Origin of the sequence: Mammaliicoccus vitulinus, from assembly GCF_029024305.1 — a bacterium.
Taxonomy (GTDB): Bacteria; Bacillota; Bacilli; order Staphylococcales; family Staphylococcaceae; genus Mammaliicoccus; species Mammaliicoccus vitulinus.
The window spans coordinates 1,893,515-1,912,646 of the sequence record NZ_CP118974.1; the positions used below are offsets into that span (position 1 = coordinate 1,893,515).

The following is a 19,132-nucleotide window of genomic DNA, read 5'->3' on the forward strand; positions in this document are numbered from 1 at the left end:
TGAATTTTAATGAACTTTTTATGGCAAACATTTGAAGATCGAAAAAATTTATTAAAAAACTTAGTACAGCATGATTCCATTACACATTCTGAAGGTGAAAAATCCTTTCCATATTTTTTAAAGCAACAATACTTAAAACTCGATTATTTCAAAAAATATTCCGATCAAGTTATATTGCATCCGACTGGGGATGGTCGACATGCAGTATTGGCATATTATAAAGCGCCAAAAACTAAAAAAACACTTGTGTGTATTAGTCACTTTGATACAGTTGGTGTCGATGACTATAGTGAGTATAAAGAAGCAGCATTTGATATGGATCACATTACAGAAATTTTCCGCATAGATGACAAGTATTTAACACCTGATGGTAAAGAAGATATCCATTCTGGTAATTACTTATTTGGACGTGGTTCTATGGATATGAAACCCGGCCTTATGATACATATGTCACTTATTGAAAAAGCCATTCGAGAAGCGTGGGATATCAATATTATAGTCATTTCTGTTCCAGACGAAGAAGTTGAATCTAAAGGTATGCATAAAGCAGTTGAAAGACTGAATCAAATTCGTAAAGAAGACAATTTAGAAATCGTCTTACATTTAAATAGTGAACCAACATTTTCACAAGCAGAAAAAGATTCAAACCATTACATTTATTCAGGTACTATAGGAAAAATTATGCCCTCTACACTATGTTATGGTAAAGAAACACATGTCGGGCAACCTTTAAACGGTATCAGTTCAAATTACATTCAAAGCTTTATTAATAACAAGATGGAATATAGCACATTATTTAAAGAACATTATAAAGACGAAATCACACCACTCCCCGTTTCTCTTATGAGTCGAGATATTAAAGACCACTATGATGTACAAACGCCTTTCCGTACAGTGGCTTTATATAATGTATTCTTGTTTCAACGAAACGCCGAGGATATCTTTACAATTTTTAATAATGTCGTAAAAGAAGCTGTTTCAACTTGTGAGAAATCTTACCAAGAAATTTTAAAATCTGAAGGTTATCTTAAAAATATATCTATAAATGTATTAACTTTTAAAGAATTAAAAGATTTAGCAATTAAAGAATTTGGAGAAGCGCATATAAAACATGTCATAAATGAGGTCATTGAACACATACATGATGACAGAGCACAATCAATAGAGATCACTGATCGCTTCATGCATATGCTCAAGGAGCTTGGACCAAGTGTCATAACATTCTTTGCGCCACCCTATTATCCGGCAGCTCACTCATCAGAGGATTCGTTTATTGATGAAATAGTAGAAACAGTAAGTGAAATCTCCTTATCTCAATTTAATAGAGTTTCTCAAAGACAATATTTCTTCAATGGTATTAGTGATTTAAGTTACGCTAAATATAGACAAGATGATTTAGGGTTTGAAAGTTACATTGATCAAACTCCAGTATTTAACGAATCTTACTTTATACCTTTTAATGATATAAAAGAGATAAGCGCACCTGTTATTAATATCGGGCCTATAGGAAAAGACGCACATCAAGTTACAGAACGTATTAATATGAAGAGCGCATTTGAAGAAATACCTACAATAATCGAACAAGTCGTTAAAAAGCATTTACTATAAAAATAAGCATATCACTATTTACTGAGAAAAATCAGTAACGTGATATGCTTATTTATTTTGAGTTGAGCGATATATCCCAATCTCTGTATCTATATTATGGGAATTTAGGGAATTGATCGAAGTCTGGTTGACGTTTTTCTTTAAATGCGTCACGACCTTCTTTCGCTTCTTCTGAAGTATAGTATAACAATGTTGCGTCTCCAGCGAATTGTTGTAATCCCGCTAGTCCATCTGTATCTGCGTTCATAGCAGCTTTTAAGAAGCGTAATGCTGTTGGTGAGTGTTCCATCATTTCTTTACACCATTGCACTGTTTCGTCTTCTATTTTGTCTAATGGTACTACAGTGTTAACAAGTCCCATATCGATTGCTTCTTTAGCATCATATTGACGACATAAGAACCAAATCTCACGAGCTTTTTTATGTCCAACGATTCTAGCTAAATAACCTGATCCATAACCAGCATCGAATGATCCTACTTTAGGTCCAGTTTGTCCAAATCTTGCATTATCAGCAGCGATTGTTAAATCACATACGATATGCAACACGTGACCGCCACCGATAGCATAACCTCTTACCATTGCTATAACTGGTTTAGGGATTACACGGATTAAGCGTTGTAAGTCTAATACGTTAAGTCTTGGGATTTGATCTTCTCCAACATATCCACCATGTCCACGTACTGATTGGTCTCCACCTGAACAGAATGCTAAGTCGCCTTCACCTGTTAAAATAATTGAACCTACTCTTTGATCGTCTCTTGCTCTTGAAAATGCATCGATCATTTCTTGTACAGTTAATGGTGTAAATGCATTACGTACTTCTGGGCGATTTATCGTAATTTTTGCAATTCCTTCGAAAAATTCATACTTAATTTCTTTATATTCTTTTATAGTTTCCCATTGTCTTGACATAATTTGCCTCCTAAAATAAAATCTATTATCATTGTATCAAATTTTGTGGGTTGTTCCACATGAATTGTGTGACCAGCTTCATTTACAATATGAAATTTACTATTTTTAATACTTTCGTGCATCTGTTTACCTATTTCTATAAACTTTTTATCTTCGCTTCCTACTATTATGCATGTAGGCACTTCAAGCGCATGTAATGCTTTCCAATATGAAGGTTGCACACCAGTTCCATAATCTATTAAAGCTTTGCTTAGTCCATCAGGCGTTTGTGAAAGTCTCATTTGCTTTATACGTTCTCTTTCTTCAGATGACAGCATCGATTGACTCTTGAATAGTGGTAATTGAGACCATTCTTCTACAAATTGTTTCATACCTACATGTTGAATATAACGCGCCCTATTATGATCTACTTCTATACGACTAAGCTTATCTTCATCATTTGCTAAACCAGGACTCGCACTTTCTAATATAAGGCCATTTAACAACTCAGGAAATTGAGTTGCAAAACTTAATGCAACACGTCCGCCCATTGAATATCCGTGTAGATAGACATTTTTCAACTGATAATAGTCCACTATTTTTTTAATGTGGTTTGCTATAAATTCCATTGACCATTTTTCATCGTAACTTGATTGATCACTGCCATGACCAGGAAGGTCTACAGTTATCACATTAATGCCTTGATTAGTTATATCATCTTCGACTAAATGGAAGGTCGTGTGATCACTTATAAAACCATGTAATAATATAATCGTTGGCTTATCAGCATCAAGTTGTTTAACGTGGTGAGTTAACATATTGAATGCCTCTCATTTTTGCAAATAATTCTCTATGTGTTTCTGTATTTTCTTCTCTATTCGTCATAATTTCATACAAATAAGAACCAAATTGAGGTAAAGTTTGACGTTTATAGTCAGAAACATCTTCAAATTTTTCATATCCTAATTCGTATAAATGCGCTACATGTTGATAATCTAAATCAAGCGGTGTACCGAATAATTTTTCAAAATGTTCAGGCGCTTCTTCTTTCGGGGCTAAGTAATTAAAAATACCGCCACCATTATTGTTTAAGCACACTATCGTAATATCAAGATCATGCAATTTACTCATAATGAGTCCATTCATATCATGGAAGAATGAAATATCTCCAATAATTAATGTGACTTTATTATAAACTGACATGCCTAAAGCGGTTGAAACAACACCATCAATGCCATTAGCACCTCTATTTGCTGCAATCTCAGCTTTGGAGTCTAAATTGAATGTATCAACATCTCTAATCGGCATACTATTACCCACAAAAACAGTATCTTTAGACGACATTTTTTTCAACAAACTACCAACAGCTGCTCCTTCGTCAGTTTCTTCTTGTATATACTCATCTATTAATACTCTTGCTTCTTTATCCATTGTTATCCATTTTTCTAGCCAATTTTTATTTTGAGTTGGTGTTACATCTTGAGCTTGTCTGAAGAAATCATTTGGACTTAACTCTACAGAAATTGTTGGCACTTTTGGATATGCATCTGGTGTATCATTATTTTGAACAAGTATTTGTGGACATTTTATATCTTTCAACCAATTATTTAAATGTTTAGAAATAACTGGTTGCCCTACTCTTATGATAAATTGTGGTTCTATTTTTAAACCACCTTTGAAAAGTGCATCATAAGTAGCGATAACATTTGGATGATTTAACTTTCTTAAGTTACTCAATGGATCTGCCAAGATTGGAATGTTATGAATCGCTGAATACGTTAAGATTTGTGACAAATCTTGACCTTGTGTATCTCCAACTACAACAACACCACGAGGCTTTTCAATGTAGGTTTGAATATTTGAAAAGTCAATTGACTTTTGATATTTAGTTGCTATTTTTCTTTTAGAAGATAAATATCTTCTAAGCTTAACGTTTGGTATAAGAGGTTCCCTAAATGGGAAATTAAAATGAATTGGGCCTCTTTGTGGTCCAACAAAATGTTTTTCAGCTTTAATCATATTCATATTAATTGCGTTTATAGTACCTTCTGTTTCATCGGCTAAAGGCATATCAAATTGAAATTTCGTGAAATTCTCGAACATATTCACTTGATTAATTGCTTGTGGTGCACCGACATTTCTAAGTTCATGAGGTCTGTCACTCGTCACGACGACAAGCGGCAACCTACTAATAAACGCCTCAGAAACAGCAGGTGTATAATTTGAAGCAGCAGTTCCTGACGTACAAATGATTGCAACTGGTTTCTGACTAGCTTTGATGATGCCTAATGCGAAGAAAGCTGCACTTCTTTCATCAGGGTGTATCCATGTTTTTATATGAGGGTGTCTTTCACATGCAATTGCCAATGGTGTAGATCTAGAACCAGGGCTGATTACGACATCATCAACGCCATACTCATATAATTTAGAAACAAATGTGAATACTTGTTTAGTTAGACTTTCGGTATGTGTACTCAAATCTACATCACTCCTAGTGCTTTTAACATTGGTTTGAATTTTAAATCTGTTTCTTCAAATTCTGAAATTGCATTTGAATCTTTTACGATGCCACAACCTGAATATAATGTGGCTGTCTTTCCTTTTACAAGCATTGAACGAATAGAAACAATAAATTCACCATTATTTTCTAAATCAATATAACCTAACGGCGAACCATAAAATCCTCTCGTACCAAACTCTTCGTGCTCTATAAATTTAATAGCTTCTACTTTTGGGAATCCTCCAAGAGCAGGTGTAGGATGTAATTGATTTACGATTTCTAAAACATTTTCAGATAATAAATCTGCCTGAATCTTCGTATATAGATGATATAAATGTTTGTTTGTTAAAATCGTTGGTTTTTTATCGTATTCTAATTGCTTCGTAAAGGACTGGATATCATGGATGATGCTATCAACAACATAGCGATGTTCAAATTGATTTTTCGAATCATTTAAGAGCTCATCTTTTAAAATGTTATTTTCAGATTCATCCTCTGTTCTAGCTATCGTTCCAGCAATTGCGTTCGTATAAAGTTTTCCATTCTCTATTTGGCATAATTGTTCTGGAGTTTGTGAAATGAATTGAGACTTACCAGATTCAAATAATAATAAATAACTTGCTTCATTACTATCTAATGACCTTTGTAATGCATCTTCAACATCTACATTATCCTGAAATTCAATTTTTCTCCTTCTAGCTAATACAACTTTTTGTAGAGCGACTGACTCATTCATCAATGCTACTACTTTTGTAACTAATGCTTTCCACTCTTCACTTTGAATATCTTTATTAGCAACCATTTTTGGTTCTGATACTGTTCTTGCTTGAGCTTTTGATTCAACAATGTTCAATATTTCTTCTATGTTATCTATATCAAACTTATGACTATGGTCAGTGTACGTTAAGTAACAACGACCATTTTCTTTCGTAATCATAAATTTTGGTAATACAAAATGACTCATTCCAAAATCTTTCCATTCGTTCGTTAAAGAATGCTCTGAAAATTGAAATCCACCAAAGAATTTTAAATGATGTTTATCTTCATGAAAGACCATCGTATTTAACTGTTCTTTAATATTTTGCCAATATTCATATATCTCATCGTGCTCTAAATGTGAATATCTAGCTTCTAATAAATAACCGATACCACACATTTCTAATTTGTAATCCTTAGATTTGTAATAAAAACGTTGTCCTATATAATTGATTTCTTCCCTTAATAAATGGATTAAATCTGGTTGATATTGAAGCTCAATTTCAACTGAAATATAATTTTTATTACCATCGATTTCAGAAATCATTTTTTGCTTCAAATCCTTCTTCAAGGCCATTTCACTTCCACTTCTTTCCGATAAATATCTATCTTCTTATTTTATCATTTTTTAACACAACATGCGTTAATATTGTACTTTTAAAATAGAATATATATTAAAATATTACACAATAACCGTGATTGACCAATTGATGATGAAGGCATATACTAATACTGTCAAAAATATTAATAATAAGAGGTAAATAAATGTCACAAAATTTATCACAGCATTCTGGCGTAAAAAAATATTATCATTTAATGAGGCCGCATACACTTACTGCTTCATTTGTACCAGTATTACTAGGTACAGCTTCATCGAAAATATTTTTAACAGGTGCTGAAGCATCCATTAAAATTACAGTAGTATTAGCTATGCTATTAGCAAGCATTTTAATACAAGCAGCAACAAATATGTTTAATGAATACTTCGATCATAAACGTGGATTAGATGATCACACATCTGTTGGTATAGGTGGTGCTATAGTTAGAAATGGTATGTCACCAAAATCCGTCTATAACTTAGCTATCGCATTTTATATTATCGCAGTGCTTTTAGGTATTTATATTTGTATGCAAAGTACTTGGTTATTAATACCTATAGGACTTTTTTGTATGGCCATTGGATATTTTTATACAGGTGGACCATATCCTATATCATGGACGCCATTTGGAGAAATATTCGCTGGAATCTTTATGGGATTTGTTATTGTCATGATTTCATTCTACATACAAACCGGTACATTAAGTTTTTATCCAGCACTACTCAGTATACCTGTCTCTATTACAATCGGGCTCATTAACTTAGCCAATAACATTAGAGACCGCGAAAAAGATAAACAAAGTGGTAGAAAAACATACGCTATTTTAGTCGGAAAAAGATTTTCACTTATGACAATGGCGATTCTGTACATTTTCTCATACGTATTTGTTATCTACTTAGCATTATTTAAGCCATATGGTTCAATATTATGGTTGCTCGTACTTATTTCAGTACCATTCCCAATTAAAGCTGTACGACGCTTTAACAAGAATGATACGCCACAGTCAATGATGCCTGCTATGGCAGCAACTGGCAAAGCTAACACGATATTCGGCTTATTATTAGCACTAGCTGTATATATTAGCGGTTTACTAGGTGGACTATAACAATTTAAAAAAGAACAGTACGAACTTGCAAAATGTTCGTGCTGTTCTTTTTATATTGCTTTTGATTAGATTTATTTATTGTGAATCATACGGGCCTATAAATCAAAAACTCACGCTATTATTCATTTAAAAATTGAATAATATCTTTTCCCACTTTCTCTTTGTCATCACTTCGTGTCATAAGATGCGTTGCTTTTTCATATGAAGTGAGCGTTTTCTGCTGTGTACCTATTTCTTTATAAATATGTTCAGCACTATCTTTATAAGTTGATTGATCAAGTTCTCCATACATAATGGAAATTGGTATTTGGATACTGCATAGCTCTTTCATCGTTTGTTCAATAAAACTACTGAAAACTTGAGCGCCTTCATCATATCCATCAATAAGCGCAAGTTGTCGGTCACTTTCATTTTGGTCTAAATTTTGAATTTGATTGATTCTTTTACCGTAGCTATAAAGTCTACGTTTTATATCAATACTTGTACGATTATTAGGTACAGACATCACAACACATTTTTTAATGTCGCTTGTTTCAACAAGTCTTAATGACATTAAACCTCCCAATGACACACCAAGTACACTAATATCTTGATAACCTTCATCTTTCAAAAATTGATAACTGTTTTGTACTTGTTGCCACCAATCATTCGTATTGTATTTCAACAATGATTCTACACTCAAACCATGACCTTTATAAGCAGGTATATAACATGTATACCCTTCTTCATTTAATGTAACAGCCAAATCTTTCACATCTCTAACCGTGCCTGTAAAAGAATGCAGCAATAACACTGCTTCTTTACCACCTTTTAAATATACATTTCGAGATTCTTTCAATTTCAACAAATCTATCACTCCGGTATTAAATTTCTAAACTTACTTTATAATTTCTTTTCCATATACAAAAAAAGCCTGCAACCATAACGGTTACAGACTTTGTGACGGAGATGGAGGGATTCGAACCCTCGCGCCGCAGAACGACCTACACCCTTAGCAGGGGCGCCTCTTCAGCCAACTTGAGTACATCTCCATGGCTCCACAGGTAGGACTCGAACCTACGACCGATCGGTTAACAGCCGATAGCTCTACCACTGAGCTACTGTGGAATAATATGCTTTCTATCAAGCACAAATACTATTATATCAATCATGAAGATATTTTCAAGAGTAAACTTAAAAAAATTAACGGAACATTTACACTTTAGTAGCACATGTTCCGTTAATGTTCACTTTAACTCTTTAATGATGATTTTTAAGATACATCTTTATAACATCTAACACACTATATCCATCTTGTGTTAAGTCGATATTAGGCATATTCAGTTGTTTGATAAAAATATTATTTCTATGATTCTTATAATACAGACATGTGCAGTTCAAATATTGATGGTTGATAATGTGAAATGAAATTGGAAATACGAGGGTTTGATCTTGCTCTAAAAAGATTTTAGTTTTATCACCTTTATATTTAGTGAAATGTTTAACGTAGAGTAAATTAATCCATGTGTTTTCTGTAGATCTTTCGGAATGTGTACAGAAGAAATAAGTAGATGTTACAGGTGAGACTAAAATAGGAGGCTTACTCGTAATACTTGTGAGGCGCTTCGTAAATAATTTTCTTTCTTGAAAATGTTCTCCATAGAACCGACAGGAGTGATTCATAATTTCTTGAGGTTTCTGTTTGACTATAAACGGTGATTTACCTGCTTCAGAAACCTCAGTATGAACAGTCTGTTCATTTACTTTGATACCCCTTATATACATTGTGTTCTGTTTAATGACATACTTTTTCATAGCATGCTCCTCTCTAAGTTGTTTTTTGAGTTTTCTATATCTTTGAATAAAATATATTACACATTTAGATTAGAGTCAATACTATAATTATAAAATACTATTACTTTTCTATAAATTCGAGTCTGTTTTTAAAAGGATCTAACAAGTGTAGTCTTTTAGCACCTGGAAATCTATTATCCGTTTTAAATTCGATCTTTTCATTCGTTAAATGTTCAATTAAGCTTTCAAGATTTTCTACATTGATTGCCGGATGGGCTTTTTTTAAAGGTTTAAAATCTTCTTCAATGCCAATATGTAAATCTACGTTATTAATATTAAACCAAATGCCTCCATTACCTTTTAAAGTTTCTGGTTTTTCAACTTCGTTAAATCCTAATTTCCCTACGTAAAATTCTCTAGCTCGCTCTTCTGATCCATATGGTGCTGATAATTGCACATGGTCCCACATTTTCAATTTATACATCCGATCATCTCCTTAATTTTAGTTTTTCAATTTTGTAAATCCTATTTAACAATCATTTACAACTTACTACAGTGTTTATGAGCAAAATAATTTGAATATTATAAATACTAAATTATAATGTACATATAAAGTTAGTTTATCAAAATTTACTACTAATAAAATAACTTTTTAAAATTTCTGAATATTCATTGCATTTAGAAAATAAATACGCTATAATTTTAACAAATAAAGTCAAGGGGTTGTTTAAAATGAAACAATATTCTCAAGTTAAGCATCAGAGTTTAGAAACTTTTGTTAATAACTTAAATGATTTATCAGTCGAGCTCGTAATTGACTCTGCTTTACGTGAAAATCGTAAACGAGAATTAATGGTTTTAATTGATGAAGCACTTGCGAATCGTAATAATACTTTATTTGAACAATACAGTGAAGAATTAATACAGTTGGAGGATTTGCAATCGTGAGTTGTTATTTAAAATTTAACACATAATAAGAGACTACTTTTGAACGCCTTCAAAAATAGTCTCTTTTATTTTATAACATTAAATTGATAATCTCTTCTTTATCAATATCTCCGAAGTAATGATATACATCGATATCTTTTAGCGCTTCTTTTAGAGAAGATTTTTGATGTTGTACACCTATTAATACCTCTTCAATATCATTTACATTACCTACACCGAAGAAATCACCAAATATTGCCGCATGCTCTATGATTCCTTTTTTAACATCTAATTTAATTTGAACTAAACCTCTATCAAATTTGTGACTTCTTTCAAAGTTGTATTTAGGGTTCTTTCCATAATTCCATTCCCATTTTTGATATTTATTTTGACTTAATTCATTAATTTTTTCCCAGTCTTCATCTGTAAGATGGTACTCTTCTACTTCTTCACTACCTTGTTGTTTAAATATAGAAGTTAAAATACGTTGTTTAAATGTTTCAATATCCATTGGCTCTTCTAAAAATTCTTGAATATTAGCAACACGAGAGCGTATAGATTTAATACCTTTAGATTTAATTTTTGCTTCATTAACTCTTAAAGCATTCACAACTTCTTCAATTTCACTATTTAACATTAAAGTACCATGTGAAAACATTCTATCTTTTTGTTTGACCATCGCATTACCAGAAATTTTCTTTGCACCGACTTGAATATCATTTCTACCTGATAATTCTGCTTTAACACCCATTTCATTTAAAGCGTCAACAATCGGTTGAGTGAATTTGGCAAAATTGTGGAAACTATCTTCATCATCTTTAGTAACAAAGCTGAAATTCAAATTCCCTAAATCATGATAAACTGCGCCACCGCCTGAGATTCTTCTCACAACTTTAATGTTGTTAGCCTCAACATACTCTTGGTTAACTTCTTCAATCGTATTTTGATTTTTACCAACTATAATAGATGGTTGATTAATATAGAATAAAAAATAACTATCATCTTTAGGTAGAGAAGTTAGAACATATTCTTCCATCGCTAAATTAATCATTGGATCATTAATATCATTATTACTTACAAATTTCATTTATATTTCCTCCTTGTTTTCTCCCCTAATAGCCTCACTTTCATATTACCATATGTTTAATTAATCATATATATGATATGTTTGTGATAAAATAGACGTATATCTTATTATTACTTTATTAACTAAAGGTAATTTAGTATAATGTTTCAATAGTATTATTTAGGAGGAATAACATGACAATCGCAGAAGTAGGAAATATCATAGAATTTCAAGATGGCTTAAAAGGTAGAGTTGAAAAAATCAATGAAAACTCAGTTATAGTAGATATAACAATCATGGATAACTTTGAAAGTTTAGAACTACCTGAAAAAACAGTAGTGAATCACAAGCGTTATACTATAATTTCTGAAGAGGGATAATAGTGAAAAAACAAATTAATCCTCAATTAATATGGTTCATATCAAGTTACATTATTTTTCACTTTATATTATTTGTTATGCAAGGTGAAAAAGAAGTATTCTGGTACTTATATACTGGCATCATGATGATTGCAGGCATTAGCTATGTCTTTTATCAACGCGAGATTAAGTCTAAACGATTATTACAATCAATAGGATATGGTTTAATTGGTGCAGTATTGCTAGTAATACTTCAACTGTTATTATCCCAAATTTATAATGGTTTATCATATGCATCATTATTGAAAGAATTAATGCAAGCGGGCGTTTTTTACAAATGGCAAATGTTAGTTACAATTGTGATTGCGATACCGTGTCACGAACTGTATATAAGAACAATATTACAAAATCAATTACAACTTAAATTTTCGCAACCTCTTGTTGCAATTGTTGTAAGTGCTTTTGCATCTAGTTCGCTATTTTTATATTTAAATCATTTTGCTATATTTATCTTTATATTTTTAGCTCAATTAATATTATCTACGCTATATTTTCACACGAAAAGAATTGTAACTTCATATATCGCTCAAGTTGCAGCCATTATTATTCTCGTTATTATATTTAGCTAAAATAATAATTTAAATACAATTGTGTTTAAATTCAAACTGCCAACAAAGTCAAAGGCTTTGTTGGCAGTTTTTTTATCTTTTTATACAGTGCTATATCACTTCGAAGTCATGTTTTAATTCAAATTTACCTTTAGTTTCTTCTAATTCTTCTATCATATATTCAATAACCGTTTTTTTAGATCTTTCATATGTTGATTCTGAAATAATTTTATTCACGTGTCTAAATAAGTAGTCTGTCATAATAACATTAAAACTTTTTTCTAAATCGATGTTATGAAGAATAACTCTATTGCCAACAGGTTTACTTAAATCAATTGTATATTTGAAACCTTTCCATACTGTCATTAAAGTTGGCTCTAAAATCTCCTCATTATACTTTATTGTATTATCTTCTTTATATAATGCGGTTGCAGTTCTTTCTAAAATACGTTTAATTTCTTTACCGGTCAATTTGATTTTGACTGGTTTATCAGTATGAACATAAGATTTATAAATATCTTTTACTTTAAGTTCGCCTCGCAAACCATTGCCTATTGGATTTCCAATTTGTGCACATATAAAGTCCGCATCTGAAAATGCTCTACTCATACTATTTTGAATGCACTCTGTATATTTATGTGGTTTACTATATAAATCCGTTAAGTGCTTATAATCCAATATGACAGGGATATCTACGACATTTTGTTCTGACCAATGTTGTACAGCTTTTTGGTCAAAATGTGTTAATTCTAACAAATCTCTATCTTCTGGATAGCTAGATATTTCAACATGTTTGATAGATGTGTCGATAATTTCTACTGAATTAGTTCTTTTTCTAAATTGAATCGACATGTCGACAATATTAGTCGCATTTTTACCTGGTTGTATAAACTGAGTTTCAGCAACTTTCAAATCTACAACATGCTCTTGATGACCTGTAATAATGACGTTAACGCCTTCCGTACTTTTAATCATGTTTTCAGCGTTATTACTATAATATGATCGGTAATTATTTTTATCTGTATATGTGTTTAATCCACCATGATACAACATAATTAAAAAGTCAGGACTTTCTTTTTCATGTAGATATCTCACCCAACGTTTTGCTGATGCCATAGATTCTCCAACCATAACTTCATCTTCAAATTCTATATTTTTATTTTCCATTAAACCACTTGAAGTAAAACCAATAATGCCAATTTTAATGCCATCCACATGTTTAATGGTGTACGGCGTTGTGAAATAAGGTTCTCTCGTCTTACTATGTTCTATATTAGCTGCAAGCCATGGAAACCTACTTAATGCTATCGACTTATTTAAGAAATCTAAACCAAAACTAAACTCATCGGGGCTAACACCACTTGCATCAAATTGCATTTCATTCATCACTTTAATCATAGGATTTCTCTTGTAAGGTGCAATTTGAGCGTAATAAAATGCAAACATTGAACCCGACAGCATGCCACCATTATCCAATAATAATACATGGTGATTGGCTTTACGTTTATGTTTAACATAAGTAGCCATCTTTAATATATTACCACTTATACCACTCTTGCCTATTTGGCCATGTAAGTCAGAAGTAGCTAATAGATCAATTGTGATGATTTCATTCGTCCTCAATGTTATTCCCCCTCTTTTCTATTTATTTTACCATTTTTAAAAAGCATTATGTCTTTTAAAGCTAATTTGAATCATGATAAAGTGTTTTAATTTATGTTGGCAATAATTGTTAATCATAATATACTCAATTAAGTAGTATTTAAAAACGGGAGGCTATTATGAAACCTTTTAATAAAATCATAATACTTAATATTGTTATTGCACTTGTTGTTTCTTTATTAATTGGTGCAATCATTAGCAGAAACTATACGAATAGAGTTAACCAAAGATTAGACACAACTAAAGAAATAGTTAATTTAAAAATCGGTACATTTATAAATGAATCCAATAGCATTTCCGAATCATTAACGACTATTTTATCAAATAGTGATGATGAAAAGTTTATTAATCAATTTTTAGAAGATAATCATACAAGATATAGTTGGATAGATCATATTTATATTTTGAATGATCAAAAACAAGTCGTCTATGATTCTAAAGGACAAGATTATACATCTATAGAAGATTTCAAAAAATATAAATATCACTTTCCTTTTTCACAAAATTCAACATTAAGTAGTACAGAAAAAACGTTAAAAGGACCTCGTACATTACTACTTACAAACCAATTAAAAATAAAAAACAAAGATTATACCGTAGCTGCAGAAATAAATATGAACGCTTTTAAAAATGAAATAAAATTAATTTCAAAACGTTTCAATATACAGGTAAAAGGTATTGATGGCACTGAAATTTATCAAGTTGGTAAAGAACATCAACATTCAAAAACGATAACATATTTATATAATAATTTACCTGTATCAATTAGTATTACAGGACAATACAATTTTATATCACGTATCATTTTACCAAGTATATTTATATTCTTAATTGTCTTTTTATTATTAACGATTTTAACTTTGATATTTAAAAGTCGTTCAGAGAGATTAGAACATGAAAAATTAATCGAACAAGCTAATAATGAAAAATTAAGACTAATTGGTACACTTGCAGCAAACACTGCGCATGAAATAAAAAACCCTTTAACAAGCATCAATGGTTTTGTCGAACTTACAAGAATGAAATATGATAAAGAACACCAAGATAAACATTTTAATATCATTTCCGAAGAACTCGATAGAATTAACAATATCGTTACTCAATTTTTATATTTAGGTAAGCCAACAAACTTGGCATATACAAACGTCGATATTAGCCAAACAATTGAAGAAGTCATACAATTTTTAGAATATGAATTAGAGCAAAATAATATCAACATCACTTTAACATTACCCGAAGAACCGATTTACGCATTTATATCAGAAGATCAATTGAAACAAATACTCATAAATTTAATTCAAAATTCAAAAGACGCGTTAACTGATATAGACAATGCTTCAATAGAGATACAATTGCAAAATACAAATACTAAACAAGCAACTATAATATTTAAAGATAACGGTAAAGGGATGTCTAAAGAAACTCAGCAAAAAATATTTGATCCGTTCTTTACAACGAAAGAATCCGGTAGTGGTCTAGGGCTTTATTTAAGTAAGAAATTAATTGAAGACTGGGAAGGCAAAATAAGCGTATTTACCAATATGTCTAAAGGCACGACCTTTATTATTACCATTCCTATCGTTAAATCTATTTAGTCATGAAAAACTAATGAGTTGTTATTTTAATATAGTCTACGATTTTGTTCGTGCATGCTCTATGTTGCAAGACTTACCAAACAAGCAACATAGAAGGCCTGAATGTTGCAAGACTCACCAAACAAGCAACATAGAAGGCCCGAATGTTGCAAGACTTACCAAACAAGCAACATAGAAGGCCCGAATGTTGCAAGACTTACCAAACAAGCAACATAGAAGGCCTGAATGTTGCAAGACTTACCAAACAAGCAACATAGAAGGCCTGAATGTTGCAAGACTGATCAAACAAGCAACATTCAGACCACGTTCCCACCACACCCAATTAAAAAAGAGCAGAAATTCAATTTTAAAATTGAATTTCTGCTCTTTTTAAGTTTTTAGGACATTTATGTCCCGGACGCTTTTTCTTACTATCCTATTTGTATACGTTCTTTTGGATAGTGGAATTTATCTGGTGTGGACTTACCACCAAGCATTACGATGAAACATAGTAAGCCTACTCGACCTATGAACATAAGTATCATAATGACGACTTTAGATCCTAATTGTAAACTATCTGTAATCCCCATGGATAATCCACATGTACCAAATGCCGACATTGTTTCAAAGAATATTGATAACAAATCGTGCTTACCGTCTTCAAATCTCACAACTGTTAATACACCTACGAATGTAATCGCTAATGCTAATGAAATAACCGCAAATGATCTTTGGATATCTATTGGGTGTATTTCTCTATTAAATGCTTTTATCGTCGTCCGACCATTACTAAAATTCACTAAATAAAGTATAAGTATCATAAACGTTGTTGTTCTTATACCGCCACCTACTGAACTTGGTGATGACCCTATAAACATCAAACCACCTAAGAAGAAATTCGTAGCTTCAGAAAATTGGCTGAGATCTATTGTTGAGAGTCCTGCACTTCGTGTTGAAGATGATTGGAACATGGCATAGAATATTGCTTTATGCCATGAAACATCTTTAAATGCATTTGAAAACTCGAATAAATAAATCACAATTGTACCTAATAAAAATAAGAACAAATATGTCGCGCTTGCAATTTTAGTAAATAATGAAAATCTAAAATTAGGTATCGTATTTCGCATATACGTTTTGACTTCTATTAACACTGGAAAGCCGATAGCACCTAACATAATGAGCAACATAATAATTGTTTGTACGAAATAATCATTCGCATAAGGTGCAAGTGATTCTCCAGTAATATCTAAGCCACCATTTGTTGTTGCAGACACTGAAGCAAAAATCCCGTGATGTATCGCTTCTTTAACTGATCCTATATCTTTATAAAAATAAAAAGATAATAATATCGCACCTATTACTTCAATCATTAATATTGTTCTAACAATGTCTAAGATTAATTTAACAACACCGTTCATAGCATTAGAATTACTATCAAGCATAATGAGTTGTCGTTCTCTTAATCCGATGTGCTTTCCTAATATCACCCACAATAAAGTACCAATTGCCATGACACCGATACCGCCAATATTAAGAATGATAAGTATGATAGCCTGACCGAACATTGTAAAAGTATCTTCAATAATAACTGGCGTAAGCCCTGTTACACTTACACCTGATACCGCAACAAATAATGTATCTACTGGTGCAATCTTCACACCAGGTTTAATGACATAAGGTAAATTCAATAATAAAAAGGCGACAATGATTGCACCCAAATAATATAATACAATACCTTGTTGCGGCGTCATTTTTTGAAAAAAGTATTTTATAATGGACACAAATTGTCACCTCTATTTATTTCAACGTTAATGTTTTCGTTATTTCTTTACCATTTCTAATAAGTTTCAAGTTAACTTTCTCACCTATTTTATGATTATTATATAATTCTTTTCTAAATTCAAGATTATTTTCGATTTTTGTATCTTCAATGCCGACAATTACATCGTTAAACTCTATTCCTGCTTTATCAGCATTACCATCTTTAGTAACCCCAGCAATAACCATTCCTGATTTATATTTGCCAGGTAAAGATATTTGAGATTTTTCATTAGAACCTAATTTAGTATAATTTTGAGCCATTATACCCAGTTCTGGACGCTTAATTTTACCGTCTTTTTCTAATTTATTAATGTAGTCTGCTGATTCGTTTGACGGTATAGCAAATGCCATGCCTTCAACATTTGGCATATCTATTTTCAAGGATACAATGCCAATTAAATTGCCTTGGGAATCTAAAATTGGTCCACCTGAATTACCAGGATTGACTGCTGCATCTGTTTGAATCGCTTTAATTTCCCAATCATACTCGTCATCACCATTAAAATCAACAGGTACTTTTCTATTCAAACCGGAAACAACACCAGTTGAAATACTATTTTGGAATTCTGGTCCTAGTGGACTCCCAATGACGATTGCTGTTTCACCTAAAATTAAATTATCGGAGTCTTCAAATTTAATAGGGTTAAATTTAGCATCCTTTTCAATTGGAACAGTTACGACGGCTATGTCAGACCATTGATCAGTACCTACCACTTTACCATCGTATTTTTTATCATTAGCTGTCGTAATAATTGGCTTTTTATCATTTGAAACAACATGTGCGTTTGTTACTATGTATGCTTTATCATCTTCAACTTTATAAATGACGCCTGAACCGACGCCACTATTTTCTTCTTTTTTCTTTTGTGAAGCTTCCCTTTTGCTAGATATATCAGAATCCTCATGAGAAACACCAACTACTGAACTCTTAGATTTCTCTACCGCTTCCATCACATTTGTAATCGGTTTTTGGAAACCTTTTTGAGATTGCTTTTCTTCGATTGTTTTTCGACCTTCATTAGGCGGATTCACATTTTGAAAAATGCTCCATACTAAAATGAAGATTAATATGATAGCTAATATAATCGCAATAATCGGCCAATGTTTTTCAACTTTAGATAATATCGTATTTATAAAGTTATTCTTGTTTTGAGATTTTACTTCTACCTTTTCATCATGTATTGCACCGAGTTGTTTATTAGTTTCAAAGTCATTATCTTTAACAAGTTGTTTATCAACTTCATCTTGACTTTGATTGTCTACTTTTTTATATTCAATATTTTGTGAATCTTCATCACTATCAGCATTAGAAATATCTTTATCTAAATCAGGTTGTATATTGTTTTCATGCTCAATGCTGTCTTTATGTGAATCAGTTAATCTATCGTCATCCAAATCTATCGTTGGATGTGATTTGGACTCTTCTTCTTGTTTTTTTATTTCTTCTTTAGTTAATTTTTCAATACGTGCTTTTTGCATATTTTCTCTCACACGTAACTCATTTTTCTTCTGTAGTTCTAACTCGTTAGCTTTTTTAATCTCATCCTCTTGTCTCTTTTGTTCGATTCTTTTTTCACGCTCTTCATTATGAAAAAATTCACGTCGCTGTCTCTTATATTCATTTCTAGGAATGACATGCTTTTTTCGTGACATTTATTGCCCTCCTCAATCTAAAATCTTAATGTTTCTATTATGCCATATAATATTAAAATTATTAACATAAAACCATTGTATATCTCTACATTATACACCTATTTTTACATATATTTACGTTTTAGTTTAATTACTTAAAAAACCATGAATATTGAACTTCACAATGTAATTTAGAAATGTATTTTTACGCTACTATATACAAAAAGCTGTCGACAAAGTTTTGAAC

17 protein-coding genes and 2 tRNA genes are annotated in these 19,132 nt (G+C 31.5%); 6 read left to right on the forward strand and 13 right to left on the reverse strand.

From position 1 onward, the window contains the following. Window positions 1-9 precede the first annotated feature (9 nt). Window positions 10-1,608, forward strand: coding sequence for a M20/M25/M40 family metallo-hydrolase (locus PYW35_RS09510; protein ID WP_103322894.1), 1,599 nt, complete (start codon window positions 10-12; stop codon window positions 1,606-1,608). Window positions 1,609-1,702: 94 nt separating this feature from the next. On the opposite strand, the gene menB is transcribed toward PYW35_RS09510, so the two are convergent. From menB to PYW35_RS09530, 4 genes are read right to left on the reverse strand one after another with little or no spacing between them, the layout of a single operon-like run. Further along, window positions 1,703-2,524, reverse strand: coding sequence for a 1,4-dihydroxy-2-naphthoyl-CoA synthase (menB, locus tag PYW35_RS09515; RefSeq protein ID WP_026023210.1), 822 nt, complete (start codon window positions 2,522-2,524; stop codon window positions 1,703-1,705). Further along, window positions 2,497-3,318, reverse strand: a complete 822-nt coding sequence (gene menH / locus PYW35_RS09520; protein WP_103322895.1) for a 2-succinyl-6-hydroxy-2,4-cyclohexadiene-1-carboxylate synthase — start codon at window positions 3,316-3,318, stop codon at window positions 2,497-2,499. The genes menB and menH overlap by 28 nt, the downstream gene beginning before the upstream one ends. Further along, window positions 3,299-4,978: a 2-succinyl-5-enolpyruvyl-6-hydroxy-3-cyclohexene-1-carboxylic-acid synthase gene (gene menD, locus PYW35_RS09525; protein WP_103322896.1), complete on the reverse strand. Its 1,680-nt coding sequence runs from the start codon at window positions 4,976-4,978 to the stop codon at window positions 3,299-3,301. Before menD ends, menH begins: the two co-directional genes overlap by 20 nt. Before the next feature lie 2 nt (window positions 4,979-4,980). Then, window positions 4,981-6,333, reverse strand: a complete 1,353-nt coding sequence (locus PYW35_RS09530) for an isochorismate synthase (protein ID WP_016911632.1) — start codon at window positions 6,331-6,333, stop codon at window positions 4,981-4,983. Between the two features lie 188 nt (window positions 6,334-6,521). Between PYW35_RS09530 and PYW35_RS09535 the strand changes: the two genes are divergently transcribed. Beyond that, entirely contained in the window at window positions 6,522-7,460 is a 939-nt protein-coding gene (locus PYW35_RS09535) for a 1,4-dihydroxy-2-naphthoate polyprenyltransferase (protein ID WP_016911633.1), read from the forward strand. 118 nt (window positions 7,461-7,578) lie between these two features. Here PYW35_RS09535 and PYW35_RS09540 read toward each other — a convergent pair whose 3' ends face one another. From PYW35_RS09540 to PYW35_RS09560, 5 genes are all read right to left on the reverse strand, one after another. After that, window positions 7,579-8,307, reverse strand: coding sequence for an alpha/beta hydrolase (locus PYW35_RS09540; RefSeq protein ID WP_103322897.1), 729 nt, complete (start codon window positions 8,305-8,307; stop codon window positions 7,579-7,581). A gap of 96 nt (window positions 8,308-8,403) precedes the next feature. Beyond that, window positions 8,404-8,491, reverse strand: a tRNA-Ser gene (locus PYW35_RS09545). Between the two features lies 1 nt (window position 8,492). Further along, window positions 8,493-8,567: transfer RNA gene (locus PYW35_RS09550), tRNA-Asn, on the reverse strand. Window positions 8,568-8,699: 132 nt separating this feature from the next. Then, on the reverse strand, window positions 8,700-9,254 hold the full coding sequence (locus PYW35_RS09555; protein ID WP_016911635.1) for a competence protein ComK: 555 nt from the start codon (window positions 9,252-9,254) through the stop codon (window positions 8,700-8,702). Between the two features lie 100 nt (window positions 9,255-9,354). Further along, window positions 9,355-9,717 (reverse strand): VOC family protein, encoded by a 363-nt coding sequence (locus PYW35_RS09560; RefSeq protein ID WP_103322898.1) that lies wholly within the window; start codon window positions 9,715-9,717, stop codon window positions 9,355-9,357. Window positions 9,718-9,965: 248 nt separating this feature from the next. On the opposite strand from PYW35_RS09560, the gene PYW35_RS09565 reads away from it, so the two are divergent. Beyond that, window positions 9,966-10,181 carry an IDEAL domain-containing protein gene (locus PYW35_RS09565; protein WP_016911637.1) on the forward strand — a complete coding sequence of 72 codons (216 nt, stop codon included), beginning with the start codon at window positions 9,966-9,968 and terminating at the stop codon, window positions 10,179-10,181. Between the two features lie 70 nt (window positions 10,182-10,251). Here PYW35_RS09565 and PYW35_RS09570 read toward each other — a convergent pair whose 3' ends face one another. Beyond that, complete coding sequence (locus PYW35_RS09570; protein WP_103322899.1) at window positions 10,252-11,247, reverse strand: lipoate--protein ligase; 996 nt, start codon at window positions 11,245-11,247, stop codon at window positions 10,252-10,254. A gap of 173 nt (window positions 11,248-11,420) precedes the next feature. On the opposite strand from PYW35_RS09570, the gene PYW35_RS09575 reads away from it, so the two are divergent. Both PYW35_RS09575 and PYW35_RS09580 read left to right on the forward strand, forming a co-directional pair. Further along, complete coding sequence (locus PYW35_RS09575; RefSeq protein ID WP_016911639.1) at window positions 11,421-11,606, forward strand: YkvS family protein; 186 nt, start codon at window positions 11,421-11,423, stop codon at window positions 11,604-11,606. A gap of 2 nt (window positions 11,607-11,608) precedes the next feature. Next, a complete protein-coding gene (locus tag PYW35_RS09580; protein WP_103322900.1) occupies window positions 11,609-12,214 on the forward strand; it encodes a CPBP family glutamic-type intramembrane protease in 606 nt (201 codons plus the stop codon). A 90-nt stretch (window positions 12,215-12,304) separates the two neighbouring features. Here the strand turns inward: PYW35_RS09580 and PYW35_RS09585 are convergent, their stop codons facing one another. Further along, window positions 12,305-13,816, reverse strand: a complete 1,512-nt coding sequence (locus tag PYW35_RS09585) for a bifunctional metallophosphatase/5'-nucleotidase (protein ID WP_103322901.1) — start codon at window positions 13,814-13,816, stop codon at window positions 12,305-12,307. Between the two features lie 158 nt (window positions 13,817-13,974). Here PYW35_RS09585 and PYW35_RS09590 point away from each other — a divergent pair, with 158 nt between their 5' ends. After that, complete coding sequence (locus tag PYW35_RS09590) at window positions 13,975-15,450, forward strand: ATP-binding protein (protein WP_204107845.1); 1,476 nt, start codon at window positions 13,975-13,977, stop codon at window positions 15,448-15,450. A 410-nt stretch (window positions 15,451-15,860) separates the two neighbouring features. Here the strand turns inward: PYW35_RS09590 and PYW35_RS09595 are convergent, their stop codons facing one another. Further along, window positions 15,861-17,213, reverse strand: coding sequence for a TrkH family potassium uptake protein (locus PYW35_RS09595; RefSeq protein WP_016911643.1), 1,353 nt, complete (start codon window positions 17,211-17,213; stop codon window positions 15,861-15,863). A gap of 16 nt (window positions 17,214-17,229) precedes the next feature. Beyond that, the gene (locus PYW35_RS09600; RefSeq protein WP_103323356.1) at window positions 17,230-18,906 is read right to left on the reverse strand and encodes a S1C family serine protease; all 1,677 of its coding nucleotides are present in this window, start codon (window positions 18,904-18,906) and stop codon (window positions 17,230-17,232) included. Window positions 18,907-19,132 lie beyond the last annotated feature (226 nt).